This window comes from Streptomyces tanashiensis, from assembly GCF_014648895.1.
GTDB classification, from domain to species: domain Bacteria; phylum Actinomycetota; class Actinomycetes; order Streptomycetales; family Streptomycetaceae; genus Streptomyces; species Streptomyces tanashiensis.
This window is the reverse complement of sequence record NZ_BMRZ01000021.1, coordinates 62,982-88,383: the sequence shown is the minus strand read 5'-3', so window position 1 is coordinate 88,383 and position 25,402 is coordinate 62,982. Positions and strand designations below refer to the sequence as shown.

The 25,402-nt window shown below is 71.0% G+C and carries 23 protein-coding genes; 14 read left to right on the top strand and 9 right to left on the bottom strand.

What is annotated here, in order from left to right; translation table 11 throughout:
• The first annotated feature begins 236 nt into the window (after positions 1 to 236).
• The 4 genes from IE237_RS36505 (at position 237) to IE237_RS36490 (ending at position 4,393) form a co-directional block, all read left to right on the top strand.
• Positions 237 to 1,397: an agmatine deiminase family protein gene (locus IE237_RS36505; RefSeq protein WP_189806482.1), complete on the top strand. Its 1,161-nt coding sequence runs from the start codon at positions 237 to 239 to the stop codon at positions 1,395 to 1,397.
• 261 nt (positions 1,398 to 1,658) lie between these two features.
• Entirely contained in the window at positions 1,659 to 2,075 is a 417-nt protein-coding gene (locus IE237_RS36500) for a hypothetical protein (RefSeq protein ID WP_370468343.1), read from the top strand.
• A 259-nt stretch (positions 2,076 to 2,334) separates the two neighbouring features.
• On the top strand, positions 2,335 to 3,030 hold the full coding sequence (locus IE237_RS36495; protein WP_189806481.1) for a TetR/AcrR family transcriptional regulator: 696 nt from the start codon (positions 2,335 to 2,337) through the stop codon (positions 3,028 to 3,030).
• Between the two features lie 223 nt (positions 3,031 to 3,253).
• The gene (locus IE237_RS36490) at positions 3,254 to 4,393 is read left to right on the top strand and encodes an FAD-dependent oxidoreductase (RefSeq protein ID WP_189806480.1); all 1,140 of its coding nucleotides are present in this window, start codon (positions 3,254 to 3,256) and stop codon (positions 4,391 to 4,393) included.
• A 127-nt stretch (positions 4,394 to 4,520) separates the two neighbouring features.
• Here IE237_RS36490 and IE237_RS36485 read toward each other — a convergent pair whose 3' ends face one another.
• A complete protein-coding gene (locus IE237_RS36485; RefSeq protein ID WP_189806479.1) occupies positions 4,521 to 4,916 on the bottom strand; it encodes a YXWGXW repeat-containing protein in 396 nt (131 codons plus the stop codon).
• Between the two features lie 548 nt (positions 4,917 to 5,464).
• Between IE237_RS36485 and sigK the strand changes: the two genes are divergently transcribed.
• Together sigK and IE237_RS36475 are read left to right on the top strand one after the other, a co-directional pair.
• Positions 5,465 to 6,028, top strand: a complete 564-nt coding sequence (sigK, locus tag IE237_RS36480) for an ECF RNA polymerase sigma factor SigK (protein ID WP_370468342.1) — start codon at positions 5,465 to 5,467, stop codon at positions 6,026 to 6,028.
• Complete coding sequence (locus tag IE237_RS36475; protein WP_189806478.1) at positions 6,025 to 6,774, top strand: anti-sigma factor; 750 nt, start codon at positions 6,025 to 6,027, stop codon at positions 6,772 to 6,774. Before sigK ends, IE237_RS36475 begins: the two co-directional genes overlap by 4 nt.
• A 48-nt stretch (positions 6,775 to 6,822) precedes the next feature.
• Here the strand turns inward: IE237_RS36475 and IE237_RS41085 are convergent, their stop codons facing one another.
• Together IE237_RS41085 and IE237_RS36465 are read right to left on the bottom strand one after the other, a co-directional pair.
• Positions 6,823 to 7,311, bottom strand: coding sequence for an ATP-binding protein (locus IE237_RS41085; protein WP_229843898.1), 489 nt, complete (start codon positions 7,309 to 7,311; stop codon positions 6,823 to 6,825).
• A 179-nt stretch (positions 7,312 to 7,490) separates the two neighbouring features.
• On the bottom strand, positions 7,491 to 8,699 hold the full coding sequence (locus IE237_RS36465) for a serine hydrolase domain-containing protein (protein ID WP_189806477.1): 1,209 nt from the start codon (positions 8,697 to 8,699) through the stop codon (positions 7,491 to 7,493).
• A gap of 237 nt (positions 8,700 to 8,936) precedes the next feature.
• Here IE237_RS36465 and IE237_RS36460 point away from each other — a divergent pair, with 237 nt between their 5' ends.
• Entirely contained in the window at positions 8,937 to 9,215 is a 279-nt protein-coding gene (locus tag IE237_RS36460; RefSeq protein WP_229843897.1) for a hypothetical protein, read from the top strand.
• Between the two features lie 95 nt (positions 9,216 to 9,310).
• Here IE237_RS36460 and IE237_RS36455 read toward each other — a convergent pair whose 3' ends face one another.
• Positions 9,311 to 10,438 carry an NADH:flavin oxidoreductase gene (locus IE237_RS36455; RefSeq protein WP_189806475.1) on the bottom strand — a complete coding sequence of 376 codons (1,128 nt, stop codon included), beginning with the start codon at positions 10,436 to 10,438 and terminating at the stop codon, positions 9,311 to 9,313.
• 116 nt (positions 10,439 to 10,554) lie between these two features.
• On the opposite strand from IE237_RS36455, the gene IE237_RS36450 reads away from it, so the two are divergent.
• Positions 10,555 to 10,989 (top strand): MarR family winged helix-turn-helix transcriptional regulator, encoded by a 435-nt coding sequence (locus IE237_RS36450; protein ID WP_229843896.1) that lies wholly within the window; start codon positions 10,555 to 10,557, stop codon positions 10,987 to 10,989.
• Positions 10,990 to 11,260: 271 nt separating this feature from the next.
• Here the strand turns inward: IE237_RS36450 and IE237_RS36445 are convergent, their stop codons facing one another.
• Positions 11,261 to 11,929, bottom strand: coding sequence for a TetR/AcrR family transcriptional regulator (locus IE237_RS36445; RefSeq protein ID WP_189806474.1), 669 nt, complete (start codon positions 11,927 to 11,929; stop codon positions 11,261 to 11,263).
• 88 nt (positions 11,930 to 12,017) lie between these two features.
• On the opposite strand from IE237_RS36445, the gene IE237_RS36440 reads away from it, so the two are divergent.
• Positions 12,018 to 13,436, top strand: a complete 1,419-nt coding sequence (locus IE237_RS36440; RefSeq protein WP_229843895.1) for an MFS transporter — start codon at positions 12,018 to 12,020, stop codon at positions 13,434 to 13,436.
• Complete coding sequence (locus IE237_RS36435; protein WP_189806473.1) at positions 13,433 to 13,828, top strand: cupin domain-containing protein; 396 nt, start codon at positions 13,433 to 13,435, stop codon at positions 13,826 to 13,828. The genes IE237_RS36440 and IE237_RS36435 overlap by 4 nt, the downstream gene beginning before the upstream one ends.
• 96 nt (positions 13,829 to 13,924) lie before the next feature.
• On the opposite strand, the gene IE237_RS36430 is transcribed toward IE237_RS36435, so the two are convergent.
• The 3 genes from IE237_RS36430 to IE237_RS36420 form a co-directional block, all read right to left on the bottom strand.
• On the bottom strand, positions 13,925 to 14,347 hold the full coding sequence (locus IE237_RS36430; protein WP_189806472.1) for a hypothetical protein: 423 nt from the start codon (positions 14,345 to 14,347) through the stop codon (positions 13,925 to 13,927).
• A 250-nt stretch (positions 14,348 to 14,597) separates the two neighbouring features.
• A complete protein-coding gene (locus IE237_RS36425) occupies positions 14,598 to 17,987 on the bottom strand; it encodes a S8 family peptidase (protein ID WP_189806471.1) in 3,390 nt (1,129 codons plus the stop codon).
• A 346-nt stretch (positions 17,988 to 18,333) separates the two neighbouring features.
• On the bottom strand, positions 18,334 to 19,365 hold the full coding sequence (locus IE237_RS36420) for a helix-turn-helix domain-containing protein (RefSeq protein ID WP_189806470.1): 1,032 nt from the start codon (positions 19,363 to 19,365) through the stop codon (positions 18,334 to 18,336).
• A 340-nt stretch (positions 19,366 to 19,705) separates the two neighbouring features.
• On the opposite strand from IE237_RS36420, the gene IE237_RS36415 reads away from it, so the two are divergent.
• Positions 19,706 to 20,539 (top strand): aldo/keto reductase, encoded by an 834-nt coding sequence (locus IE237_RS36415; RefSeq protein ID WP_189806469.1) that lies wholly within the window; start codon positions 19,706 to 19,708, stop codon positions 20,537 to 20,539.
• 8 nt (positions 20,540 to 20,547) lie between these two features.
• On the opposite strand, the gene IE237_RS36410 is transcribed toward IE237_RS36415, so the two are convergent.
• On the bottom strand, positions 20,548 to 21,492 hold the full coding sequence (locus tag IE237_RS36410; RefSeq protein WP_189806468.1) for a LysR family transcriptional regulator: 945 nt from the start codon (positions 21,490 to 21,492) through the stop codon (positions 20,548 to 20,550).
• 71 nt (positions 21,493 to 21,563) lie between these two features.
• Between IE237_RS36410 and IE237_RS36405 the strand changes: the two genes are divergently transcribed.
• The 3 genes from IE237_RS36405 to IE237_RS36395 all read left to right on the top strand — a co-directional run bounded on the left by IE237_RS36405 (position 21,564) and on the right by IE237_RS36395 (position 25,345).
• Positions 21,564 to 22,298, top strand: a complete 735-nt coding sequence (locus tag IE237_RS36405; protein ID WP_189806467.1) for an SDR family oxidoreductase — start codon at positions 21,564 to 21,566, stop codon at positions 22,296 to 22,298.
• A gap of 152 nt (positions 22,299 to 22,450) precedes the next feature.
• Positions 22,451 to 22,654, top strand: a complete 204-nt coding sequence (locus tag IE237_RS36400) for a cold-shock protein (protein ID WP_189806466.1) — start codon at positions 22,451 to 22,453, stop codon at positions 22,652 to 22,654.
• Between the two features lie 756 nt (positions 22,655 to 23,410).
• On the top strand, positions 23,411 to 25,345 hold the full coding sequence (locus IE237_RS36395; protein WP_229843894.1) for a serine/threonine-protein kinase: 1,935 nt from the start codon (positions 23,411 to 23,413) through the stop codon (positions 25,343 to 25,345).
• Positions 25,346 to 25,402: the final 57 nt, after the last annotated feature.

Below are 25,402 nucleotides of genomic sequence, written 5' to 3'. Positions count from 1 at the left end.
GGCCGAGGTCGATTTCTCTCAAGGTGCTGTGGGCTCTGCCGTCACGAGTGCCCCACCTCGCGGCTCGCCTCGGGCCTTCTCGGCCCGACCTGGGGGCGTACAACCGTCACATTCCCTACCGAAGGGGGAACTCGCTGGTCAGGGTCTCGGGAGAAGTGATCCAGCGATCTTGACTGAATTTTCAGTCCGGGCCAGGATGAGCGACGCATCCTCCCGTCCCTCATCAAGGAACGCCCATGACCACGCCCCTCACATCCCGACGCCGGCTCCTCCAATTCGGCGCGACCGCCGTGCCGCTGGCCGCCCTCGGCTCCGCGCTGCCCGCGGACGCCGTGGCGGCCACCGCCTCATCCGGCACCACTCTCCGGATCCCCGCGGAGACCGACCCGCACGTCCGCACCTTCATGGCCTGGCCGGCGCTGTCGTCGGTCTGGTCCACGCAGCTCGAAGGGGTCCGCAACGACATCGCACGCATCGCCCACGCCATCTCCCGCTTCGAGCCGGTCGTCGTCCTGGCGCGCCCCTCGCAGGCCGCCGATGCCCGGTATGTCTGCGGCTCCGGCGCCTACCACGCCATCGACGTCGTCGAGATAGCCAACGACGACCTCTGGATCCGCGACTTCGGCCCCACCTTCGTCGTCGCGCCCGGCGCGATCGCCGGTGTGGACACCAACTTCAACGGGTGGGGCAAGACGGGCACGAGCTACTACCAGCCCTTCGCCAACGACGCCGCGGCGGCCACGACGCTGCTGGGCCGGTACGGGGTGAACAGGATCCAAGCCCCGTTCGTCGGCGAGGGCGGCTCGCTGGAGACCGACGGCCAGGGCACCCTGATGGCGACGATCAGCTCCCTCGTGAACGGCAACCGGAACCCGGGCATGACCCAGGACCAGGTGGAGCAGTCGCTCAAGTGGTCCCTCGGTGTCGACAAGGTCATCTGGGTCCCCGGGCTGGCCGGACAGGACATCACGGACTGCCACATCGACTGCCTCGCGCGCTTCGTCGCGCCCGGCAAGGTGATCCTCGACCAGCCCGGCCCCGGCGCCAGCAGCAAGTGGGTCGCCGTCTACAACGAGACGAAGAAGGTCCTGCAGAGCGCCACCGACGCCCAGGGGCGCCGACTGGACATCACGGAACTCCCTGGACCCGACCGGCGGTACATCCGGGGCAGGGGCACGGACTTCCTCTCCAGCTACACGAACTACTACACCGTGAACGGCGCGCTCCTCGTGCCCCAGTTCGGCGACAGCTATGCCGACGACGTGGCCTACGGCATCCTGCGGGGCGCGTACCCCGGCCGGACCGTCGTCCAGGTCAAGATCGACAACATCGCCAGCGGCGGCGGTGGCATCCACTGCGCCACCCAGTCCCAGCCGGCCGTACCTCCGGCGGTCTGATCCACGGACGCCGGAGCACGTGGGTGGTCACCGTCCCCTCTTGGTGACCACCCACCGCTTCGTGACCACCCCTCGCGCGCGGCCGGGCATGTCCCGGCCGTCCGCGCCCCCAGCTCACCAGCACCAGCACCAGCACGTGCACGCACGTGATCGAGCTGGAGATCGAATCATCATGATGCTTGGTAGGTCTGCGTCATCAAGACGCGGACGCCTCTGGCGTGGAGGGCTTCCGGCTGCATAGGGGGAAGCCTCGCCCTGGCCATGTCCGCCACGCTCCTGGCCGGCTCCGAGGCGATGGCCACGCCGCTCCAGGCAGTGGCCGCACCCGACAGGTCCGCCGTCACGCAGGCGGCGGACATTCCCTCGGCGCGGGTCGCCGCGCGGTTGTCGGGCAAGCGGGTGGAGGCGGTGTCGGAGCGGTCCGAGACGTCGACCACCTGGGTCAACAAGGACGGTTCCCTCACCGCCGAACTGTCCGCCGGGCCCGTCCGCTTTGCGGACCCGGTCACGGGGGACTGGCGAGACGTCGACGTGGCCCTGGCCGCGCAGCCGGACGGTTCGGTCGCCGCCAAGGCCCACCCGCAGGGGCTGAAGCTGTCCGGCAGGACCGGCGCGCCCGGCCGTTCCAGTCACGTCCTGGAGGAGTCATGGCGCGCAGGAGCCGCAACCACAGGCTGAGCATGAGAGCCGCGAAGAACGAGATGTGGACGACGCATCACTTCAGTCTCGGGATCCCGGCCGGCAGCGGCCAGGACGTCGCGGACCTGCTGCGCACCGCGGCCGACCGTTCGCGTACGACATCGAGAACCTCCTCTGGAAGGGCTACCTGTACTTCACCGAGGGGTGAGGCTTCCGGCCCTGGACGTGATGCGGGGAGGGCCGGGTGCTCCGGCCCTCCCCGGCAGGCAGGCGCGAACATGTTCGTTACGATCGGCGTATGACACCGAGCAGAGAGCCGATCAGCCGCCGGGAACGTCCGGCCAAGCCCGCCCTCTCCCGGCGGTGGATCGTGGACACCGCCGTGCGGGTCATGCGTGCCGAGGGGCTGGACAAGGTCACCATGCGCCGCCTCGCCAAGGAACTGGACACCGGTCCGGCCTCGCTGTACGTGTACGTGGCCAACACCGCCGAACTCCACGCGGCCGTGCTGGACGCCCTGCTTGGCGAGGTCGACCTGACCGGCGGGAGCGACGGGGACGACTGGCGTGAGCGGCTCCGCGCCGTACTGGCCTCCTACACCGGCGTGCTGTTCGCACACCCGCAGCTGGCCCGGTCCGCCCTGGTGGCGCGCCCCAGCGGCGAGAACTACCTGCGGCTGGTCGAGCGCGTCGTGGACCTGCTCGCCCGCAGCGGAGCCTCCCGCGAGCAGGTCGCCTGGGGCGTGGACAAGCTGCTCCAGGACGCCACGGCCACGGCCGCCGAGCATGCGACGCAGGAACACGACCCCATGGCCGAGGACGACTGGAACGCCGCCACCCGGGCCCTGCAGTCGGTGGACGGGACCGTCCACCCGGCCATCAAGGCACACATGCCCGCCCTGGTCAGCGGCTCGCCCGGCGACCGCATGGGCTGGAGCTTCGACGTTCTGGTCAACGGCATCACGCACACCCCGGTCCCTGGCGCGAAGGACTGACGCCGCTCACCCTGTAGCCCGGCCGCCTCCGCCGGGCTCTCGGCGCGCCCCGCTACGAACTTGTTCGCGACGAACATGTTCGTTACGTTGGAGAGGTGCCCGGCCGGGTCGCCTCGCGACCGAGCCGCCCGTCGCCCTGCGGCGAACCGAGCGGTGCCGGCTTCCGCACCCCTTCCCGGGCAGTGTGCTCCCCGCGCACCCGGTCAGACCTCTGGAGGCCCCCATGCACACCCATCACCCCATCGCGATCATCGGCGGAGGCCTCGGTGGCCTCACCGCCGCCCGCGTCCTGCACGTCAACGGCATCCAGGCCGCCCTCTTCGAAGCGGAGGCGTCCGCCGCGGCCCGCACCCAGGGCGGCATGCTCGACATCCACGAGGAGAGCGGCCAGCAGGCGCTGCGCGCCGCCGGCCTCCACGGCGGCTTCCTGAAGATCGTCCACGAGGGCGGTCAGGAGATGCGCCTGGTCGGCCCGGACGCCACCGTCCACGTATCCGAGAAGGACGACGGCACCGGCGGCCGCCCGGAGGCGGACCGCGGCGACCTGCGCGACCTGCTGCTGAACTCGCTGCCCGACGACACGATCCACTGGGGCAGGAAGGCCACCGGTGCCCGGGCGCTGGGCGACGGTCGCCACGAAGTGACGTTCAGCGACGGGTCATCCCTCACCACCGACCTGCTGATCGGTGCCGACGGTGCCTGGTCACGCGTGAGGCCGCTGCTCTCCGACGCCACACCCACGTACACCGGCATCTCCTTCGCCGAGACCGATCTGCACGACGCCGACGCCCGCCACCCGCGCAGCGCGGCCGCCATCGGCGGCGGATTCTTCATCAGCCTGGGCCGTCGGTCCGGCTTCCTCGCGCACCGCGAGACCGACGGCAGCCTTCACGTCTACGCCGCCCTGAGGGCGGAGGAGGGCTGGCTCGACACCATCGACTTCGGCGATCTCGCTGCCGCCAAGACCGCCGTCCTCGCCCGCTTCGAGGGCTGGCACGACGACCTGCGCGCCCTGGTCGCCGACGCGGACACGATCACCCCGCGCCGCATCCACGCCCTCCCCGTCGGACACCGCTGGGAGCGGATCGCGGGCGTGACGCTCCTCGGTGACGCCGCCCACCTGATGTCCCCCTTCGCCGGAGAAGGCGCCAACCTGGCCATGCTGGACGGCGCAGAACTCGCCCAGGCGGTCGCCGCCCACCCCGGTGACACCGAGGCCGCGCTGACCGCCTACGAGCAGGCCCTCTTCCCGCGCAGCGAGGCGTCCGCCGCCGAGTCCGCCGCCGGCCTGGAGACGATGTTCGGCGAGCGGGGGCTTGAGCAGATGATCGAGTTCTTCACTTCCGGACCGGCAGCCGACTGACTGCGGCGGACGACACCACTGGCGCCGTTCCACGCCATCCGTGCGCTGCACACGTCACGCACCGACAGGGCGGGGGCTGATCCCCGGTCCCTGTCGGTGCGTTTCAACGCTTCACCGTTTCAACGCTTCACCGGTGATGGCAGTCCCAGTGCCCCTTCACCCAGACCTTGTCCCAGTGCCCGGGAACATAGACCCACTTGTACCCGTGGTCATGCTCCCAGTAGCCGTTCTGCCACTTCCCGTGCTTGTCGTGATGGCCCTTGTGCCAGGAGTCGTGGTGGACCCGCTTCTTCTCCCAGTGGCCCTTGACCCACTTCTTCTCCCAGTGGCCCTTCTTCCACTCGCAGCGGTCGTGACGGTCGTGCCCGTCGCCGTGGTCGCTGGGCACGACGGTCGTGGCGACGGTCGTCGGGGCAGGAGCGGCTGCCGCCGAGCCGGACATACCGAGCGCGGCACCGCCCGCCAGCAGGCCGGACGCGGCGGCACCCGCCACCAGTCGGCGGACTCGCATGGACCTGGTCATCGAACACACCTCCTTCGTACGAACCGATATGGGTGTGCACGCGGCGAGAGCCGGCGTGAGGGGACGTTCCGGCTCGCGTGGTGATTGCCGGAGGCCGTGGGTCTCGCTGTGCACTTCGCATGGGGTTCGAAGCAGCAGGCGCTGTGGATGAACCGGTGCCCGGATTGTTGGAAGGGACGTGTGCGACGCCTATGTCGTGGCGCTGCATGCTCGTCATCCACCGGTGGCGCGGTTTCGAATACCCAGCAGGAGCACACGTCCCAACCGAGTCGCCAGAGGACGGTCATGCCTACTACCACTCTGTCGCCAGTCGCCGCGGCCCGCCACAGCATGGACTCCTCGGCAGGCCCTCACTCGGTTGCCGCTGCCACCCGGCGTCGCTCGGGGATCACGGGCAGAGTCGGGCGGGCAGGGACAGCGCCGAAGCACGAGATCCACGCCGCAGGAGCGGCGGACGACGGACGCAGGGGACGGCTGACGCAAGGGACGGCTGACCCAAGAGACGGCTGACGCGGGGGACGGCTGACGCAGAGGACGGTGAGCAGCGCGTGCCGCAGGGACACGCGGAGGACGTAGCGGTGGAGGAGCTGCTGATGCGTTCGGCCGACGGGGACCATGAGGCGTTCGCCGGCGTGTACGACGCCCTCGTCGGCCCGGTGATGGGACTGGCCTGCCGGATCCTGAGGAACACCGCGCTGGCGGAGGAGGTGACCCAGGACGTCATGATCGAGGTATGGCGGACCGCTGACCGCTATCGGCCCGAACGGGGCACGGCCCGGACCTGGGTCCTCACCCTCGCACACCGTCGGGCGGTCGACCGGGTACGCAACGTCCAGGCGAGCGCGGAGCGGGACCGGCGCGCCGCGCTGCTGTCCGCCGGGCGCCCCGTCGACGAGGTGGCCGAGGCGGTGGAAGGCCGTGACGAGCGCCGGCGTGTATATCGCTGTCTGGGCCGGCTCGGCAGCATGCACCGGGTTCCGCTGGTGCTCGCCTTCTACGAGGGTTTCACCTACGTCGAGGTGGCCCAGGCTCTGTCGACCCCGCCGGGCACGGTGAAGTCGCGCATGCGTGCCGGCCTGCGACTGCTCCGTGCCTGTCTGGAGGACGGATGACGACGTCTCCGGGCGACCCGCACGCCGCCGTCGGCGCGTATGTCCTGCACGCCCTGCCCTCGGCGGAGGAGGCCGCGTTCGAGAAGCACCTCGCCGGCTGTGAAGCGTGCCGCCGCGAGGTCGACGAACTCCGACGGGCGGCGGCCCGGCTCGCCACCGCCGAGAGCATCGACGCGCCCCCTGAGCTGCGGCAACGGACCCTTGAACGGATCAGAACCGTCCGTCAGGAGCATGCCCCCCGCCCGCCGCGGCCACACCGACGCGTCATGAGCATGGCCCTGGCCGCCTCGCTCGCCGCAGCCGCCGCGCTCGGCGGCCTCGCCCTGTGGCAGCACTCCGAGGCCGACGACGCCCGCGCCAGGGCCGTCCAGGCCGAGCAGCAGGCACGCGGGAACGGCACGGCCTTCGCCGACCTCCTCACCGCCCCCGACGCCACCCTTCACGCAGGGAAGCTGTCCGACGGTGCGACGGCCGCAGTCGTCGTCTCCCAGAGCCAGAACCGGGCGGCGTTCACCGCCCGTGACCTGCCGGCCCTGACGGGCAATCGTGTGTACGAACTCTGGTACGCCGCGGAAGCGGGCGGCCTCCGGCCCGCCGGACTGCTGCCCGGCTCCGGCCGGGACTCCGCCCGCCTGCTCGAAGGGCCTCTCGGCGACGCCGTCGCGGTGGGTATCACCGTCGAACCCGCGGGTGGCTCGGCCCAGCCCACCTCGGATCCCCTCGGGATCATCTCGATCGGGACATGAAACGAAAAGGCGGACCACTCGCTCAGGACGGCATGCTCGCGTCGTGCGTCACGGCTCCCAGGTCAGGACAGCGATGACCTGCTTGCCGGGTCCGGAGCGGCTGACGAAAAGATCGGCTCCCAGCGCCCGGACGATCTGCAGTCCGCGCCCGCCCGCTTCGGTCCGTTGCGCCGTGCCACGATGCCCGGACATGGCTGACGAGCCGTCACTGACGGCGATGCCCGCTCGTCCCCGCTCCAGGGCGACGGTGAGTGCATAGGGCCCGTCGGCGTGCAGCATCGCGTTGGTGACCAGCTCCGAGACGATGAGCACGAGGTCCTCGGCGATGTGGCGGGGGCAGTCCGCCGTCCCCGGGGCCAGGAGTAGTGCTGTGGTCTGACGGGCCTGCCGCGCCGCCTCCGCACCGGGCGGGAGCGGTATGTGCAGCGTGGCGGGAGCTCCACGGGACGCGATGGCGGTGTCCATGACGGAACCCAGTGGCTCACGTAGGGCCGCCGTCGCGGTCCTCAGCTGTCGCACGCGCAGGGATGCGGTCATCGCACTCACCTCCTGCAACTCGTCAAGCGGTTCGTTCTGACGCCCCTCGTTCTCAGGAGCTTCACATGGGTAGTTCGTGGCGAACCACCTGACGGATTGCGTGTGCGACGCGAAGTTCTGAGTTCGCCCGGGTGCCCTGCCCGGCCACGCCCCGGTCATCTACAGCATCGACACCGTCCTCATACCCAAGGAGCGCTCCCGCGGACGCGGTGACCGCTCGGACTGCGCGTGAGCAGGTCGGCGACCCGGGCGACCAACTGGCTGTCCGCGGCGTTGCGGACGCCCGTCGGATGGTGGGCGAGCGTGAAGCGGCGCAGCTGGTCACGCGTGGAGAAGACGGCGTTCCTGTAGCCGTAGGTCTCGCCGGTCTTGCCCCAGAGGGTGACGCCGTTGACGACGGCCCGCTGCAGCCCGGTGCTGTAGCGGGCGGGGGAGCCGTCCGGCATGACGACGTCCTTGGGCGGCAGGGTGAACATCAGCTCCAGAAGTTCCGGTGGCAGCAGTTCGCCGGAGAACAGCGCGGCGAGCATCAGGTCGAGTTCGCTCGTGGTGGAGATCATGTCGCCCTCGCCGCGGCTGGACGACTGGTCGTACGTGGTGATGTCCCGCAGGCCGCCGTCCGCCATCGCGAGGTAGCCGTGGACGTGCCGCCCGTGCATGCGCGTGTCGTCGCCGGGCACCGTGGTGTGCGCCAGCTCCAGCGGGCGCAGAACGCGGGCCTCGACGGCCTTCCCGTACGGGCGGCCGGTCAGCTCGTCGATGAGCAGCCCGGCCAGTACGTAGTTGATGCCGCGGTACTCCTGCCGGCTGCCCGGGGCGAACTTCAGCGGTCCGTACGTCGCTGTCGCCACCCACTCGCGCGGCGTCCAGTGGTCGAAACGGTGAAGGAAGACCTCCTCTGCGGTCTTCGGCTCAGGGACGCCGACATGGTCGGGCAGCCCGCTGGTGTGGTTCAGCAGGTGCGCGACGGTGACGGGCGTGAACCGGGCCGGCAGCAACCCCGGCAGGACACTCCGCACCGGTGTCTCCAGTCCGACTCTGCCCTCCGCCACGAGTTGCAGCACCACGGTGGCGACGAAGACCTTGGTGATGCTGCCGATCCGGACCTTGTCGTGGGCCGTCACCGGCCGCCGCGTCCCGACGTCGGCCACTCCCGAGGCGCCGTACCAGTCGCCGGCCGTGCCGCCCACGCGCAGCTGGGCCGCGGTCGACGGAGGGTGCTCCAGGTCGTCGATCGCGGCTCGCAGGGCGGCCGGGTCCAGCGGTGGGAGTGGTGTGGGCGAGGCTGCGGCACTGCGTCCGGGCAGTGCCGCAGTGGCGACCAGCGCAGCGGTCCCCGCCAGGGTGGCGCCGACAAAGGCCCTTCGTGACATACGCGTTGAGGTCATGACTCCACGCTGCCGTAGGAAGTGCGCCCGAGCATCGGGGTCGCCCCGGATCGATCCCCGATCACACCCCGATCCCGTCCCTCGCGCGGATGCCCTCCGGAATCAGGGGATGGCGCCGGCAGGCAACGCCCTGGCGGCCTGGAGCGTCCAGAGAAATGCCGGGCTCAGCTGGGCCCGGCTGTGTCGAGGGGGTGCGTGGGACGGGATGCGGAAGAACACGACGGCCGGGAGCCAGAGTTGAACGCGTACGAGCGGGTTTTCGCCGAGGACCGTGAGGTCGTACGCCGGCTGTTCCGCGTGACGATCGGCGGTGCCCATGCGGGGCTCGCCATCACGGTCTGCGTCGTGGCGTTGGTGGCTGCTGTCGGTAACGCCGCGTGGGCTCTGATCGTCGGCGGAGCGGTTGCGTTCTGGTTCACCGCCGCTCTTGCCGTAGTCGCGCGGGGCGGGCGTCGCGGGAAGGCGGCCGCCACGCGCGCCTATCTCCTGACGTTCGGCTGGGCCGGTTGGCTGTGATCACCACGGGGGAGTGCGGCTGACGCGATCGCCCGGCGCGGAACGCGCAACGGTTCGCCGGCTTCGTCGGCGAACCGTTGCGCGAAGGTTCGAGGCTAGCTCAGCGTCTGCACCGCGGCCGCGTCGTACGGCTTGAGCTCGTCGGTCCGCCCCGCCAGGACCTTCGCCGCCCACTCCGGGTCCTGGAGCAGCGCGCGGCCGACGGCGACCATGTCGAACTCGTCCCGCTCCAGGCGGTCGAGGAGGTCGTCGATGCCCTGGACCGGGGCGCCTTCGCCCGCGAAGGCGTGGATGAAGTCGCCGTCGAGGCCGACCGAGCCGACCGTGATGGTGGGCTTGCCGGTGAGCTTCTTGGTCCAGCCCGCGAGGTTGAGGTCCGAGCCCTCGAACTCGGGGATCCAGTGGCGCCGCGTGGACGCGTGGAAGGCGTCGACACCGGCCGCGGCGAGCGGCTTCAGGATCGCCTCCAGCTCCTGCGGGGTCTGGGCGAGCCGCGCGTCGTAGGCGTCCTGCTTCCACTGCGAGTAGCGGAAGATCACCGGGAAGTCGGGCGAGACGGTCTCGCGGACCGCGCTCACGATCTCGGCCGCGAACTTCGTACGGGCCACGGGGTCGCCGCCGTAGGCGTCGGTACGGCGGTTCGTCCCCGCCCACAGGAACTGGTCGATGAGGTAGCCGTGGGCGCCGTGCAGTTCGACGCCGTCGAAGCCGATGCGCTCGGCGGCCGCGGCGGCCTCGGCGAAGGCGCCGATGACGTCGTCGAGGTCGCTCTGGGTCATGGCCTCGCCCGTGCCCTCGGTGCCGTCGGGGCGGATGCCGGAGGGGCCCATCGCCGGGGCATCGGCGTAGGGCGCCTGGCCCTGCCGGCGCACCATGCCGATGTGCCACAGCTGCGGAACGATCGTGCCGCCCGCCGCGTGCACGGACTCGGCGACCTTCGCCCATCCCGCCAGCTGCTCCTCCCCGTGGAAGCGCGGCACGCGGTCGCTCTGCCCGGCCGAGTCGTGGCCGACGTAGGTGCCCTCGGTGACGATCAGACCCACGCCAGCGGCGGCGCGGCGGGCGTAGTACGACCGCACGTCCTCGCCGGGCACGCCACCGGGGGAGAACATGCGCGTCATCGGCGCCATCGCGATGCGGTTCGGGACGGTCAGGCCGTTCAGCGTGACGGGCCGGGACAGTATCTCGGCCGCGCGGGAGGTGGGGGACTCGGTGACGGTCACAGGGCGCTCCTCAGGGCAACTACTTGACAACCTTGATGCTTGAGAACTTCATGCAATGGGAGGACGTTAGAGGTCGATGCTTGAGATAGTCAAGTATCTCTGACTAGAGTGGTCTCATGACAGAAGCTCCCCGCGTCGACACGGCCCAGCTCATGGAGCTGCTCTCCGTGTCGCTCGGCGTCTACTACGGCGATTTCACCGTCGCGGCGGCGAGCGAGAACCTCACGGCGAGCCAGGGCAAGGCGTTGACCGTGCTGCGCCGGGGCCCCGCCGCGATGCGCGCCCTGGCCGAGACCATGACCTGCGACGCCTCCAACATGACCGGGATCATCGACCGGCTGGAGAAGCGCGGCCTGGTGCGCCGCGAGGCCGGCGCCTCCGACCGGCGCGTCAAGTACGTCATCCTCACCGCCGAGGGCGAGCGCGTCACCGACGCGATCCGCGCGAAGATGCGCACCACCCAGGAGGGCTTGGAGAGGCTCGGCGACCAGGACCGGGACGCGCTGTACACCCTGCTGGAACGGGTCTTCGTCACGCTGCCCGCCGCCTGACCCTGGCCGCCTCGCGTCTGCGTCGAACCTCCCGTCATCGGCAGGACAAGGCCGCGTCGCCGCGCCGGGCGACGGTCCGCCTCCGGGCCTAGGGCCCGCGCCCCATGTGCAGCATGAAGCTGAGGACCTCCCGCCGGCTCGGTCCGCTCGCTCCCCGGTCAGGACCTCCCGCCGGCTCGGTCCGCTGGCTCCCCGGTCAGGACCTCCCGCCGGCTCGGTCCGCTCGCTCCCGCGGTCAGGGCGTCTCGTCGGCGGCGAGTCGGCGGCGGCTTCAGCGGCTGAGGAGCAGGCCGTCCACCAGGGCCCGGAGTCCGTTCGGGTAGGTGTCCTCGGCGGTCAGCGGTGCCCAGCGGTCCGCGACCTGTGCAAGGCGCGGGAGCTCGCTCGTGTCGAGATCGGCGAAGACCTGCTCCCGGTACGTGGCGCGTTCATCGTCTGCGCGCCGTCGGGTCGCTGTCGTCCTGACCACGATCTCTCCGGCGGTGTAGTACCAGATCGCGCGGTAGGCGTGTACGGCCCGGTCGGGGGAGAGGCCGCATGCGATCAGCCCGTCGACGATCTGCTCGACGAACCACAGCGCGTGCGTGGACATCAGGTCGTCGGCGGTCAGGACCTCCACGATCCAGGGGCAGGCGGCGAGCGCGTCGTGGACCGCGGTGGCGGCGACGAGGATCCGCTCGCGAGGGTCGGCGGGCAGCTCCGGTCGGCGCAGGTTCCGGTCGGCGTAGTCGTCGAGCAGGAGGACGAGCAGTTCCTCCTTGTCGCGGACGTGGTGGTAGAGGGCCATCGGCGTACTGCCGACCTCCGTGGCGAGCCGCCGCATGGTCAGCTTGCCCACACCTCCCTCGTCCACGATCCGGCGGGCCGTCTCGATGATCTCCTCGCGAGAGATACGGGGAGGTCGGCCCAGGGTTCTGCGCGGTTCGGACGGTTGCGGCATGCCCCCCATCATTCCCCACGGGTCGACAACGGCGAACCCCGGCGCTAACTTTTCGTACATATATAGAAACTCTCGCGGGCGGCCCGACGTGGTGTTGGCGGCAGCCGCCGTCGCCCAGTTCGTCGTCGCCCTGGACATGTCCGTGGTCAACGTCGCCTTACCCGCGCTCCGTACGGCGCTGGGATTCGCGCCGCTGGACCTGTCGTGGGTCGTGCACGTGTACGCGCTCACGTTCGGCGGGTTCCTGCTGCTGGGGGGCCGCGCTTGCGACCTGTACGGCCGGCGTCGGATGTTCGTGCTGGGTCTGACCGTCTTCGGGCTGTGCTCGCTGACGGGCGGGCTGGCCCAGGACCCCTGGCAACTGATCGCCGCACGCGCCGGGCAGGGCCTGGGCGCCGCCGCGGCCGCGCCGGCAGCGCTGGCGATGCTCACCACCACCTTCGCCGAAGGCCCCCGGCGCGTCCGGGCGTTGGGTGTGTGGAGCGCGGTGAACGCCGCGGGCGGCGCGCTGGGCGTGCTGGCCGGCGGCCTGCTGACCGAAAACGCGGGCTGGCGCTGGATCATGCTGATCAACCTGCCCATCGTCGCGGTGGCTCTGGCCCTGGTGCTCGCGGGGGCGCCCGCGGAGGCGGCGCCCGCCCGGCGCGAGAAGCTGGACGTGCTGGGTGCCGTCCTGGCGACAGGGGGAGTCGGGCTGATGGTGCTCGGTGTCGTCCGTACCGACACCCTGGGCTGGGGCTCCCCGGTGACCTGGGCGACCCTCGCCGCCGCGACCGTACTCCTCTTCGCCTTCGTCGCCACCGAGGCGAAGGTCGCCGCACCCCTGCTGCGCCTCGGCCTGCTGCGCAGCCGCTGGGTCGCCGGAGCGAACGCGCTGGTGTTCCTGGCCGCGGCCGGGCAGTTCACGGCGTTCTACTTCGTCTCCCTGTACCTGCAGCAGGTCCTGGGCATGGGTGCCGCAGCGACCGGCACGGCGTTTCTTCCGTTCTCCCTGGGCCTGGTCGCGGGAACCGTCGTCGCGACCCGCGTCACCGCGTCCCGCACCCCCCGGGCATCCCTGGTGCCCGGCGCCCTGCTGGCCGCCGCGGGCCTGGCCTGGTTCGCTCTCATCAGCCCTGACGGCAGCTTCCTCACCGACGTACTCGGCCCGTCCCTCGTCACCAGTGTCGGAGCGGGGCTCGTCCTGGCTCCGGTCGCCGCCGCCGCGACCACCGGCGTCGCCCCGCGTGAGGCCGGCATGGCATCCGGCCTCATGAACAGCTCACGCCAACTCGGCGGCTCCATCGGCCTGGCGGCCCTGGCCACCATCGCCGCGCACCACACCGGCACGGCCACCCGGCCCGCCGCGCTCAACGACGGCTACGCCTTGGGCCTGGCCATCGCCGCCGCCATCTTCGTGCTCGCGGCAGTCGTGGCGATCGTCGTGCTGCCACGCCGGCGACCGGTCACGCCTGTCCCGCGGAGCGCCGCCCCCGCAGAGAACCAGTTGGAAGGAAGTCCCTCGTGACGGCCACCCTCGTCGACCTGTTCACCTCGGCGCTGCAGTTCCATCCCGGCGGCGACGTCCGGGCCGTCGAACGGCAGATGACGAACAGCGACTCCGGTGCCTGGCAGATCGCCACGTTTCACGTGGAGACCGACGCCGACGTTCACGCGGATCACTGGGAGATGCACCCGGAGGCCGAGGAGGCGGTGTGCTGTCTGACCGGCGCTGTCCGCCTCTACTTCCGTCCCGACATGCCCGACGGGGGCGAGGAGATGGTGCAGCTGCGGGCAGGCGCTGCCGTGATCGTCCCGCGCGGCCGCTGGCACCGCCTGGAACTGGACGCCCCCAGTGACCTGATGTCGATCACCCTTCGCAACGGCACCCGCCTCGAAAGGCGCGCAGAAGCCCACTGATCGACAGGTGGCCCGGCACGGCACCGCCGGGCCACCACCCGCTCTCATGGGTGAGCGGGACACCGGGGTGCTCATGGGCCGTCCGCGGGACACCGCCTAGTCCGCCGTCACCCCCCAGTACCCGATCTCTGACGGCTCGCCGTCCTCGTACAGGACCGTGCAGCGGCCGAGGCCGCGAGAGGGGAAGAGCTCGTGGTCGGCGCGCAGGGCCGCCTCCCACTCCGCGAGAGTGGGCTTACCGTGAGGACACCATTCCTGAAGCTCCTCCTCCGTCACCGGCCGCATGTAGGGGCCGTCTTCGGGCTCTCCCGCATCGATCGTGTGGACCTGGTCCAGGACGGTGGCGGTGCCACCGGTGAAGATGTATTCGGCCCAGTCCTCGCTCTCCCAGAGCTCCGCCACGGTACGTCCGGGGAAGCCGTGGTCGTCCTTGGCCAGTTCCGCCTCCTGCGCCCGCCGGAACGCGACCCCCAGGTCGCCGTCGTACGGTCCCGTCTGCCACCAACAATTGCCGCCCACTGCCCCGCCTTTCCCTCGATCTTCCGTTCGAGGCGAAGCCTAGAGTGTGGTGCAGACAGTCGTGCTCGGGCAGCTCAGGGCTGCCTACCCGGCCGGGATCCCGGGGACCGAGGCGCCTTGACCGGCGCAGAAGCGGATCGGCTCCGAAGCCGGGCCCGGTCGGTGCCACCGCCGTCCGGGCCGGATCGAACAGCCGGAAGCCCGTCCGGGCGGCCGCCATGGTCGGCGGCCGCCCGGACGGGGCCTGTGACTACCGCACGTCGTAGGCGCGGGTGATGGTCTGGGTGACCGCGTTGCCGTTGGCGTCGGTGAAGGAGGCCTTCGTCATGACCTGCTTGCCGGCGGCGCCGGTGTGGTCGAGGACGGCCGTCCACCTGCCGTCCTGCTGCCGGGTCGGCGCCTCGGTCCACGTGGCGCCGCCGTCGTACGAGTAGGACAGAGAGGCCGCCGTGATCGCGGCCGGCGTGTACCCGGCGTGGCCCTCGACCGACAGGCCGACCTCGATGCCGCTCTTCGCCGGCAGGGTGTTCATGCCGTCCACGGGCAGGTCGTACGCCGGCGAGAGGATGGGCAGACCGCGCGAGTAGACCTCCGGCTCCCGGTGGGAGCGGAAGCTCCACGTGGTGGTGGCCGACGTCGAGCGCAGCCAGTTCCGGTCCCCGGAGAGGATCTTGTCCAGCTTCTGGGTGAGCTCGTACGCCGCGTCCTCGTCCGGCACCTGGAAGACGCCGTACGGGTCGACGCGGCTGCCGATCCGCTCACCGTTTCGCTTCAGCACCAGGTTGCCGAGGTCTCCGAACGAGCCGCCGAAGGTCCAGTGGTCCCCGGAACCGTCGATCCAGAGCGCGTTCTGGAAGCCGATCAGGTCGCCCTGCCGCTCGGCGGCCAGCATCAGCTTGCCGTCCGCGTCGCGCGGCGCACCCGGCCGCAGGGGGCCGCCGTACCACTCCTCGGCACTGCGCTGCCCCTCCCGGTAGGTGCGCTCCTGGTCGCCCATGAACGCGGCGAACGGGAAGCTGGTCATCGCGCCGTGGTACCAGGAGTCGTTGCCGGTCGTGTAGTACGCGGTGCGGATCCCCGGCGCCCTGACGTTCCTGAACGCGGCGACGGTGACGAAGCCGCTGTCGCCGCCGGAGGGGCGGACGTGCAGTGCGTCGAGGTAGTCGGCCTCCTTGCCCAGGGCCTTCCAGGTCTCCCTCACCTGCGCCAGCTTGGCGTCCTTGGGCCGGTAGACCTGGTCGGAGTGCAGCGGACCCGAGGTCGGGAACGACAGGTTGTAGACGTACGGGGAGCCGCCCTCGGAACCGATCGCGCGCCAGGTGGAGCGGAACTCGAAGGTGCCGTTGTGCGCACGGCCGTCGACGTCCGCGTACAGGTGGTGAATGCTGTTCGGGATCACGAGCGATCCGCCGGCCTGCCACGTGTCGTCCCACGTGCGGGAGTAGCTGAACGTGGTGCTGTCCGAAGCCGAGGGACGCTCGGTCCGCAGGCTCAGCCGGTGGGCCTCACGGGCGTCGAGGACGACAGTGGTGTCACCAGTGATCCGGAACTGCGGCCGCCCCAGGTAGCTGAGCGATTCGGTCGTGTTGCTCGCGTCGTACGACGCCACGAAGCTGCTCAGGGCGTAGTCGCCGGGGCGTAGGCTGAACGTCTGTTCCGCCGCTCCCGCGTTGAAGCGCCGCTCGCCCTTGTCGGTGTCGAGATCGACGAGCTCCAGGGAGGAAGGGCCGGTCGCGGGCTTGCCGTTGCGGTCGACGACCTTGATCCGGAGCGTGACCGTCTCGGGCTGGACGTAGAGGGTGAAGGGCACGGAGACGTGCGCCCCGCCGCCGGTGGCGAGGATCCGGCCGGTGACCGCACCGTACTGGGAGGCCTTCAGACGGGCGGTGGGGTCGATCCGCAGCGGCACCTGGACGGTGGCCCCCGCGGGGATCCTCACCCTGGTGTCCTCCAGCTTGGCGATGCCGGAGTGGATGTCGCTGCCGTCGTTGCCGTGCACCCCGCTGACCCTCAGGTTCAGGGTGAGGTCGCTGCCGCCGGTGTTGGTGAAGGGCACCTGCACGGTGGAGCGGTCCGAGGCGTCCTGCGGCCAGTTGTAGCTGCCGGCCTGGACGGCGGGCGCGGAGAGCGCCTTCTGCTCGACCGCTCCGATCACGTCGAGCACGCCTGCGCCGGTCTGATCGGCGCCGGCGACCTTCCCGCCGGTGCGGGCGGAGGAGACGAGGGCGGCCTTGAGCTGCTGTGCGGTCCAGTCCGGGTGGACCTGGCGGAGGATGGCCGCGGCGCCCGCGACATGCGGGGTGGCCATGGAGGTGCCGGACATCGACCGGTAGGCGTAGACGCCCCGGCCGCCCGCGCTGGCCGCCGAGATGCCGACGCCGGGCGCGGCCATCTCGGGCTTGAGCGTGCGCGTGACGGCCACCGGTCCGCGGCTGGAGAACCATGCCGTGGTGTCGTCGCGGTCGACGGCGCCCACGGTCAGCACGCTGGGCACGCAGCCGGGCGAGGAGACGGTCTCGGTGCCCGAACCGGCGTTGCCGGCGGCGACGACGAACAGTGTGCGGCTGCTCTGCGAGAGCTGCTGCGTGGCCTGGGCCACGGGGTCCGTGCAGTCACGGATCGTGGCGTTGCCCAGGCTCATGGAGACGACATCGGCCTGCTGGTCGACGGCCCACTGCATGCCCGCGATGACCCAGGAGTCCTGCCCGTAACCCCCGTCGTTGAGGACCTTGCCGATGAGCAGGGAGGCGCCGGGAGCGACGCCCTTCATACGGCCTTCGCTCGCCGCTCCCGACCCGCCGACCGTGGAGGCGGTGTGCGTGCCGTGGCCCACCAGGTCGTCGGTGGTCCTGGAGTCCGTGAAGTTCTTCGACGCGGCGACCCGGGTCGCCAGGTCGGGGTGCCCGGCGTCCACGCCCGTGTCGAGGACGGCGACCTTGGTGCCCTTGCCGTCGTACCCGGCCGCCCACGCCTCGGGGGCGTGCACCTGGGCGGTGGAGCGGTCCAGCGTGGCCTCGACCTTGCCGTCCAGCCACAGCTTCTTCAGCGTGGAGGCGGAACGCGAGCGGGGGTTGGTGACGTCCTGCCAGAACGCGGCGGCGGTGTCCTTGCCGGCCTTGAGCGCCACACCGTTCACCGCGGGGAGGCTCAGGCCCCGCTCGGCACCGCGCGGAGGGGCCGGAGCGCTGCCGAGGACGTTCACACCGGGCTCGTACGTGGCGATGAGCGGCAGCGCGTCGGCGTGCGCGTCGTCGTATCCCTGCCGGATGAGCCCGGTGACGTTGAACAGCTGCTCGTCCACCGCGCCCTCGGCGATCGCCTGGGTGGCGTCCTCCGGGTAGACGTAGAGGTCCTTGCCCTCCTGGTAGGTCTGGACCGTCGGCTGCGTGCCGTCCTCGCGGGGCAGGACGGCCGCGGAACTGCGACCCGACGGGTCCGTCGTCACCACGACCTTGTCACCGGTGACGAGCGTCACCGACGCCTGCTTGCCACCCACCGGGGTGGTTCCACTGCCGACGACGGGCCTCTTGCCCGAGGTGCCGTCAGGTGGCGTGTCCGCCGCGCCGGAGGGCGCGACCGCGGTGACGGTCAGGACGGCGGCGGTCGCCGCGCCCAGGGCTGTACGCGTTATGGAGCGCATGAATCTCCCACTGGAAACCGTGAACATGTCGGGATGCAGCTGCAGCCTGGCAGACCCGCGGATCACCGAGGAGGGCCCGGAGTGGCGGGTTCCGCGCATGGCGGATACCCGACACGCGATCGCATCCGGCAACGTTGCGTCCGACGGGGAGTCCGGGGCGTGCGGGCGAGGGTCGGCCCCGCGCCGTGCATGGACCCCGCACTCCGCGCAGGGGTCACGACCGCTCCTCGTCGGACAGCCCCCGGTCCGCTCCAGGTCACTGAGGCGGCGGACACCTGCCGGGCTGCATCCCCTCGGGGGTGTCCGGCCCCCCTCACTCCCGCCACCCAGCCGGCCGCCGAGGAGGTCAGAGCCAGCCCGCGCGGGCGGCGTGCCACCCGAGTTGCAGGCGCGAATCCGCGCCGGCAAGGTCCATCAGACGGCGTGTCCGTCGCTCCACGGTCCGGATCGAGAGACCGAGCTGTGAGGCCGCCCGCCGGTCCGAGATCCCTGCCAGCAACAAGGCGAGGACCTCCAGTTCCCCCTCGGTCGGCCGGTCGTCGACCGCCGGATCCGCGCCCACACCCGTGGTGGTGGCGAACAGCGGACGGGCCTGGGCCCATTCCCGCTCGAAGAGGTGGACGAGTGCCGTCAGCAGACCGCTGCGGTGCACCACGATGGCGCTCGGCTCGTCACCGGAGTCCGCCATGTCCAGTGGCACCATGGCGCGCTCCCGGTCCGACACCACCATCTTCAACGGCAGTGACTCGACCAGCCGGATCTCGAGGCCCGCCGACATGGCCGCCCGCACGTCCTTTCCCACACCGGGACTGTCGAGGTAGTCCTTGGACGCCACGACGCGGAAGTCGACTCCGCGGTCCAGCGCGGAACTCTCCGACATGTCGGCCTCCTCGCGGGGTACGGCGATGGGCTCCCCGACGAGGAAGACCAGCAGTTCCCGCTGAGCTCCGCGCTGCAGTTGGTGGAACCGGTGCGCGACCTGCTCCACGCCGACGACCACCTCCACGACGCTGCCCGCGGGGTGTGCCGCGGTGCTGCGGTACTGCTCGGTCACCATCGAGAAGGCGGTCTCGGCCCGGTGAAGCGCGTTGCGCTGCTCGACCAGCAGCGGGGCGAGGGCCACGGAGGGCGGGGTGAGCCGGTAGCGGGCGGGCGTGCGGTCGGCGGCTCCACGGTCGGAAGCGTCGGGTGCCCCGCCCCCGGCCTCGGCGGCGATCGCCACCAGGCCACGCGCCGACAGGTCGAGCAGGATGCCTGCGACCTCGGGTTCCTCGAGTCCGGTCTGACGGACGAGTTCGTACGCGGAGGCTGTCGGGCGGCCCAGCAGCGCGGTGTAGACGGTCTCTTCGGCCCGCCCCAGCCCCAATGCCTGCAGCATCCAGGTCCCCCCTCGGGCGGCCGTCGTGTCTGTCCTCGGCGCAGCTCGGGAGGACCGAGCGGATCACCTCGGCGGCACCCTATCCCACAGTCCGGACACGGCCACGGGCCGCCGCCACCGTGGACTCCGCCACGGGCCCGGACGCCTCCGCGGCGTACGGATCCTGACACGCTTGGAACGCGATCCGACCGTCCGATCCGAGGGTCGGCAGCAAGGAAGTCGGGCCAGAACGCCAACCCGCTCCGGCACGCAGTCCGTGAAGTCGGCGGACCAGCCCCTCGGAACGGTCCAGGGCCAACAGCGCTGTTGGCGTGGGCCCTTGATCGAGGGGGAAGACGGCATGACATCGACCATGTTCCACATCGGTGGGGACCTGGGCGTACGGCGGCTCGGGTTCGGAGCGATGCGGCTGCCGACGGAGGCAGGTCCCGCCCGCGAGGCATCGCTCGCGGTCGCCCGACGGGCCGTCGAGCTGGGTGTCACGCTGATCGACACCGCCCACATGTACGGCTGGGGAGCGAACGAGGAACTGCTCGCCGAAGCCCTGTATCCCTACGCGGACGGACTGCTCATCACCACCGAGGTGGGTGTCGCACGATCGCCCTCCTCCGCCGGGTGGAAACTCGACGCCCGGCCGGACGTCCTGCGCGCTCAGGTCGACCACGCCCTCCGGCGGCTGCGCGTGGAACGGATCGACCTGCTCCAGCTGCACCGCATCGATCCGGAGGTGCCCCTGGCGGAGCAGCTCGGCGCGCTGCGGGAACTGCAGACGGAGGGCAAGGTCGGACGGATCGGACTGTCCGAGGTCACCGTCGCAGAACTGGAACGGGCACGGGAGATCGTCGACGTCGCCAGCGTGCAGAACCGATACAGCCTGCTCGACCGCGAGCACGAGCCGGTGCTCGCCACGTGCGAAGCGGCGGGGATCGCTTTTCTGCCGTGGCGGCCGGTCGCCGGGGCGGCGTCGGCCGCGTCGGCCGAGATCGCGGCCGTGGCGGCCGAACTCGACGCCACCCCGGCTCAAGTCTCGCTCGCGTGGCTCCTTCACCACTCCCCGGTCATCCTCCCGATTCCGGGCACGGCTCGGATCGGCCACCTGGAGGAGAACCTCGCTGCGGCGCAGCTCCGCCTCGACCAGGCCCGCCTCGACCGCCTCGACCGGTTGGCCGGGTAGGAGGGACTTCAGGCCAGTGCGGTCAGGTGGTCGGGGTGGTGGGTGGCGACGTCGTGGGCGGCTCGGACGAAGGCGGCGACGGCAGCGGATCGCGAGGTCTCCGGCCAGGCGACCATGACCGCGCTGGGACTGAGGCCGGTGACCGGCCGGTAGGCGATGTCCGGGCGCTGGTGCCGCTCGGTGGTGGAGCGGGCCAGGAACGCCACCGCCTGGCCCAGCGCGACCACTTCCAGGAGTTGCTCGACGCTGGCCACGAGCGGCCCCTCAGGAGGGTCGGTCGCCGCCGAGCCTGTGTCGCCATCGCCGGCTTCCGCTCCGTCGCATCCGGTGTAGTAGGCGATGGTGGAGGGGGCGGCCCCCTTCCAGCGCGGGATCGGTTCACCCTTGAGGTCGGTCGGCCGCAGTCGTCGGCGTCCGGCCAGGCGGTGCGCGGCGGGGAGGACGGCCAGTCGCGGCTCGACCAGGAGAGTCTGGGAATCCAGACCTCGACCGTCGAACGGGCTGCGCAGCAGCGCCACATCGGCACGGCCGTCCCGCAGCATGGCGATCGGCTCTCCGCTGCCGCCGACGACCACTTCGGGCGGCGGCAGATGCGAACCCGTTCCCCGGTAGGCGGCGAGGATCTCCCGCAGCAGCCCGGCATCGCCTCCCGGCTTGACCGCCACGACGAGCTGGGGCGTCGGCTGACCGGCCCGGCGTGCACGCCGGGCCGCCGCGTGCACCGCGTCGACCGCGATCCGGGCCTGATCGAGCAGCACCTGACCGGCGTTGGTCAGCCTCACCTGCCGGGTGGTGCGCTCCAGCAGGCGTACCCCGACACGGGACTCCATCTGAGCGATCGCCTTCGACAGCGGGGGCTGCGCCATTCCCAGGCGCTGCGCGGCCCGGCTGAAGTTCAGTTCCTCGGCGACCGCGATGAAGTACCTCAGCTCCCGCACCTCTAGCTCACTCATATCTGTGGACTATAGATCCAGAGCCAGCTGGTCTTTCCCTGCCGCCCGTGGGCGAGGGGAGGCTGGGTGCCATGACGACTTCACAGAAGACTGCTCTGATCACCGGCGCGAACAAGGGCATCGGCAAGGAGACGGCGCGCAGGCTCGCAGCCCTCGGCATCACCGTGCTGATCGGCGCCCGCGACGCCGAGCGTGGCGAGGCGGCGGCCGAGGAGCTGCGCGCCGACGGCGCCGACGTACGGTTCGTACCACTGGACGTCACCGACGAGACCTCGGTCCAGGCCGCCGCCCAGCACATCGACGCCACGTTCGGCCGCCTCGACATCCTCGTCAACAACGCCGCGATCGCCGCCGGACCGCAGAAGCCGAGTGAGACCCCAGCAGCCACCGTCCGGCAGGTCTACGAGACCAACGTGTTCGGTGTCATCGCGGTGACCCATGCCATGCTCCCCCTGCTTCGCCGCTCCGCCGCCGCACGCATCGTCAACATGTCCAGCGAACTCGGCTCCCTCACCCACCAGGCCGACCCGGACAGCCCGTGGGCCGCCTACACCTCGATCCTCCTCCCTTACTGCACCTCGAAGAGCGCCCTGAACGCGGTCACCGTGCTCTACGCCAATGAACTGCGCGCCGAAGGGATCCTGGTCAACGCGGTGAGTCCCGGCTACTGCGCGACCGACCTCAACCGCCACAGCGGGATACGCACGGCGGAGGAGGGCGCGACCGTGGCGGTCGACCTGGCGACGGCGGGCGAGGACGGCCCGACGGGCGCCCTTCTGGCCGAGGAGGGGCCGATCCCCTGGTGAGACGGCGAGCCCGCGTGGTCAACAGCGTCCCGAGTCCCTCACTCATACGAATGCAATGACCGGCAATCCACCTTCCACGCGAGGAAGTGATAGACAATCCTCACATTCCCGGACACGGTCACGCGTCCGGTTCTGCACAGGGAAGGCATCGCATGGCTCAGGGGACTGTGAAGTGGTTCAACGCAGAGAAGGGCTTCGGGTTCATCGCACCGGACGACGGCACGCCGGACGTCTTCGTGCACTTCTCCGCGATCGACTCCTCCGGCTACCGGTCGCTGGAGGAGAACCAGCGGGTGGAGTTCACGACCTCACAGGGCCCGAAGGGCCCGCAGGCCGAGCAGGTCCGCCCCATCTGACCGGGTCGCAAGCGGACGCCCCGGGGCGCTGACGCAGATGCCTGTGGCCGGTTCGTGCACGCCTCTGGCGTACCCGACCGGCCCAGTGGCAGGGTGAACGGAAAGCGGCCCACCGCACCGCTCCTCGCGGACCGGGCCGTCGGCCCTGCCCCGCGTCCCCCGTGCGGGTCATGGCCGCGCCCGCCTCCCGGCTCCCCACGGGAGGCCGCAGGCGCGCGCGGCACCCGCCTGAAAGCGCTGACGTGCCCGGTGAGGACGGCCGACCACATCAGACCGATGAGGACGTGCACCGTGGTGAGCAGGAGCCCCATGGTGAAGCGGCTTGCGCCGGCGGGGATGAACTGGGGCCCAGAACGGCGACGTAGATCGCCGCCACGCCGGCTCCGAGGAGCTCCTCCGTCGAGTCCGTGCCTGACCGGCGGCACCGTACTTGTCTGCGTCGCACCCCTTGTCTGACCCAGACTCAGGCCGCTGCAGGAGTCGGCGCACCGTGCCTGCCACGGTGCTGCTGCCCTGTTGCTGAGATATGCCGTCCCAGCAGGGCGTTCCGCGGATAGCATCCGCCGTGAGACTGGCGTGGCTGGTTGGGCTTGCCCTCTCGGGCGGCTGCCCCGTTCTCCTCGCAACGGAACGACGTCGAAGGAAGAAGCCCCTGTGAGTGTGTCTGGCTCCGGCGGGAGGGTTCTGCCTGCCCGCCCGGGTGATCCCAAGAAGGTGGGCCCTTTCCGGATCATCGGCCGTCTCGGTGCAGGTGGCATGGGAACGGTGCACGCCGGACTCGACCCCCAGGGGGTACGGGTCGCGGTGAAGGTCATCCACCCGGCGCAGGCGGAGGACCCTGAGTTCCGGGCTCGGTTCCGCCGTGAAGTCACCCTTTCCTCCCGCGTCGTGGGCCCCTGCCTGATACCCCTGCTGGCGGCTGACACGGAGACCGAAACCCCCTGGCTGGCCACCGAGTACGCGCCAGGACCCACCCTGAATCAGCACCTGGCCACGCACGGGCCGCTCGCAGGTGGCAGCCTGTATGCCTTCGCCGCCGGTACGGCCCAGGCGTTGGCCGCGATCCATCAGGCCGGTGTGGTGCACCGGGATGTGAAGCCGCAGAACGTCATCCTCACCCCCGTCGGACCCCGCGTCCTGGACTTCGGCATCGCGCACGCCGCCGACGGCACCTCCGTCACTCGCACCGGCGTCATGACGGGGACACCGGGCTGGATCAGTCCCGAGCACTACCGCACAGGAACCGCCGGACCGGCCGGGGACATGTTCGCCTGGGGAGCGATCGTGGCGTACGCCGCCACCGGACGGCTTCCGTTCGGCACCGCCGCCCCGGACGTGGTCGCGTACCGCGTCATGTCCGAAGCTCCCGATCTTGCGGGTCTTCCTCAACCTCTGGGGGAGCTCGTGGAGAAGGCCCTCGCCAAGAATCCCGACGAGCGGCCCTCCGCTCACGAGGCCGCCGAGCGGTGCACCAGCCTGCTCTCCGGCCAGACGACGCAGGTTCTGCCCGTGCCGACAGGCATGGAACCGACCCTGGTCGGCGGCCTCATTGAGGCAGAGTGGCACATGCCCACCCTGGACGACCCCGCCTGGCAGATCCGGCGTCCCTCGTCCCGGAAGCGCGCGGTCATCACCGCCATCGTCATCGGGAGTGTCGTCGGCGGAGTCGCGGGCGGCGCCCTTGCGTTCCCGTCGTCTCACGGCAGCACGGACAAGAGCACGACAGCCCGGTCCACGATGCCCGTGAGTCATGGCAACGCACCGTCGACGGACAGCAACTCCAGCACCACCCCGGCCGCGCGGACCGGAGCCCCTCCGACGCCCCGGTCCGTCAGAGACGCGCTCGCATCCGTGCCCGACCCGGCTTACACCCGCTCCGAAGACGAGACTCAGCCCATGCCCGGTGAATGGGCGGCAAGCACACGCGCCGAGACCTCACAGGAGACGGCGGCAGCCCAGGAGATCCGAGACCTCGCCCGGAGGATGCTCGCCACCAAGGGCTGGGAGCAGTCGATTCCCGACGTCACGTTCAACCGCGAGGCACAAACCGTCGTGGTGACCGCGGGTCCCGTCCCGCAGATCCCCGAAGACCACCAGGATCTGTTCCGCCGCATCGGAGAGATGGCCGCATGCACCGTCGCCTCCCGCCACCTGAAGGAACAGCCGGCCACATGGCCGTACGGGCGGTTCTCCGTGTACTGGCTGTACGGGAAGCAGGCGAACGACGAGTCGGTTCTCGGGTTCGGAGACGCGGCCGACGGCTGTTCCCGCGAGATCGCCGGCAGATGGCTGGGCGACGACTCCGGCCTGGCGACCGCCGGAATCCCCAGCAGCGACAAGGCCGAGATCCGTGTCGCGGACAGCACGGTGAAGGCCCTCCAGGCGGCGTGGGACGCCAGGGCGGGCGAGATGAGCCTGCCGCCTCTTGGCGCGGGCACGGTCAAGCTCGGGTTCGACCCCGTGGAGCACGCGATGTACGTGTGGGCAGACGAGGACGGCTACGGACCGCTCGGCGGGCGCGCACAGCAGTCGCACCTGACGGACGTGGTCGCGAAGACCGGCTGCAGGAAACTGCTCGCCGAGGCCGACACGAACGGTGGGTGGCGGTACGACCGCTACGTCGTTGCCCTGTACTGGGGGAACGAGGGTGAGAAGCAGATCCTCGATTCCGGAAGCTGCCCGAAGGGCTGAGCCTGAGCAGCGCCGCGACGCCGTAGGCGGCCCTGGACCTGCCTCATCAAAGGGCGT

What these genes read in the sequence shown, in the direction of transcription:
- IE237_RS36505 (WP_189806482.1), top strand. Translation starts at nt 237, where the DNA reads ATGACCACGCCCCTCACATCCCGACGCCGGCTCCTCCAATTCGGCGCG.
- IE237_RS36500 (WP_370468343.1), top strand. Translation starts at nt 1,659, where the DNA reads ATGTCCGCCACGCTCCTGGCCGGCTCCGAGGCGATGGCCACGCCGCTC.
- IE237_RS36495 (WP_189806481.1), top strand. Translation starts at nt 2,335, where the DNA reads ATGACACCGAGCAGAGAGCCGATCAGCCGCCGGGAACGTCCGGCCAAG.
- IE237_RS36490 (WP_189806480.1), top strand. Translation starts at nt 3,254, where the DNA reads ATGCACACCCATCACCCCATCGCGATCATCGGCGGAGGCCTCGGTGGC.
- IE237_RS36485 (WP_189806479.1), bottom strand. Translation starts at nt 4,916, where the DNA reads ATGACCAGGTCCATGCGAGTCCGCCGACTGGTGGCGGGTGCCGCCGCG.
- IE237_RS36475 (WP_189806478.1), top strand. Translation starts at nt 6,025, where the DNA reads ATGACGACGTCTCCGGGCGACCCGCACGCCGCCGTCGGCGCGTATGTC.
- IE237_RS41085 (WP_229843898.1), bottom strand. Translation starts at nt 7,311, where the DNA reads ATGACCGCATCCCTGCGCGTGCGACAGCTGAGGACCGCGACGGCGGCC.
- IE237_RS36465 (WP_189806477.1), bottom strand. Translation starts at nt 8,699, where the DNA reads ATGACCTCAACGCGTATGTCACGAAGGGCCTTTGTCGGCGCCACCCTG.
- IE237_RS36450 (WP_229843896.1), top strand. Translation starts at nt 10,555, where the DNA reads ATGACAGAAGCTCCCCGCGTCGACACGGCCCAGCTCATGGAGCTGCTC.
- IE237_RS36445 (WP_189806474.1), bottom strand. Translation starts at nt 11,929, where the DNA reads ATGCCGCAACCGTCCGAACCGCGCAGAACCCTGGGCCGACCTCCCCGT.
- IE237_RS36425 (WP_189806471.1), bottom strand. Translation starts at nt 17,987, where the DNA reads ATGCGCTCCATAACGCGTACAGCCCTGGGCGCGGCGACCGCCGCCGTC.
- IE237_RS36420 (WP_189806470.1), bottom strand. Translation starts at nt 19,365, where the DNA reads ATGCTGCAGGCATTGGGGCTGGGGCGGGCCGAAGAGACCGTCTACACC.
- IE237_RS36415 (WP_189806469.1), top strand. Translation starts at nt 19,706, where the DNA reads ATGACATCGACCATGTTCCACATCGGTGGGGACCTGGGCGTACGGCGG.
- IE237_RS36410 (WP_189806468.1), bottom strand. Translation starts at nt 21,492, where the DNA reads ATGAGTGAGCTAGAGGTGCGGGAGCTGAGGTACTTCATCGCGGTCGCC.
- IE237_RS36405 (WP_189806467.1), top strand. Translation starts at nt 21,564, where the DNA reads ATGACGACTTCACAGAAGACTGCTCTGATCACCGGCGCGAACAAGGGC.
- IE237_RS36400 (WP_189806466.1), top strand. Translation starts at nt 22,451, where the DNA reads ATGGCTCAGGGGACTGTGAAGTGGTTCAACGCAGAGAAGGGCTTCGGG.
- IE237_RS36395 (WP_229843894.1), top strand. Translation starts at nt 23,411, where the DNA reads ATGGGAACGGTGCACGCCGGACTCGACCCCCAGGGGGTACGGGTCGCG.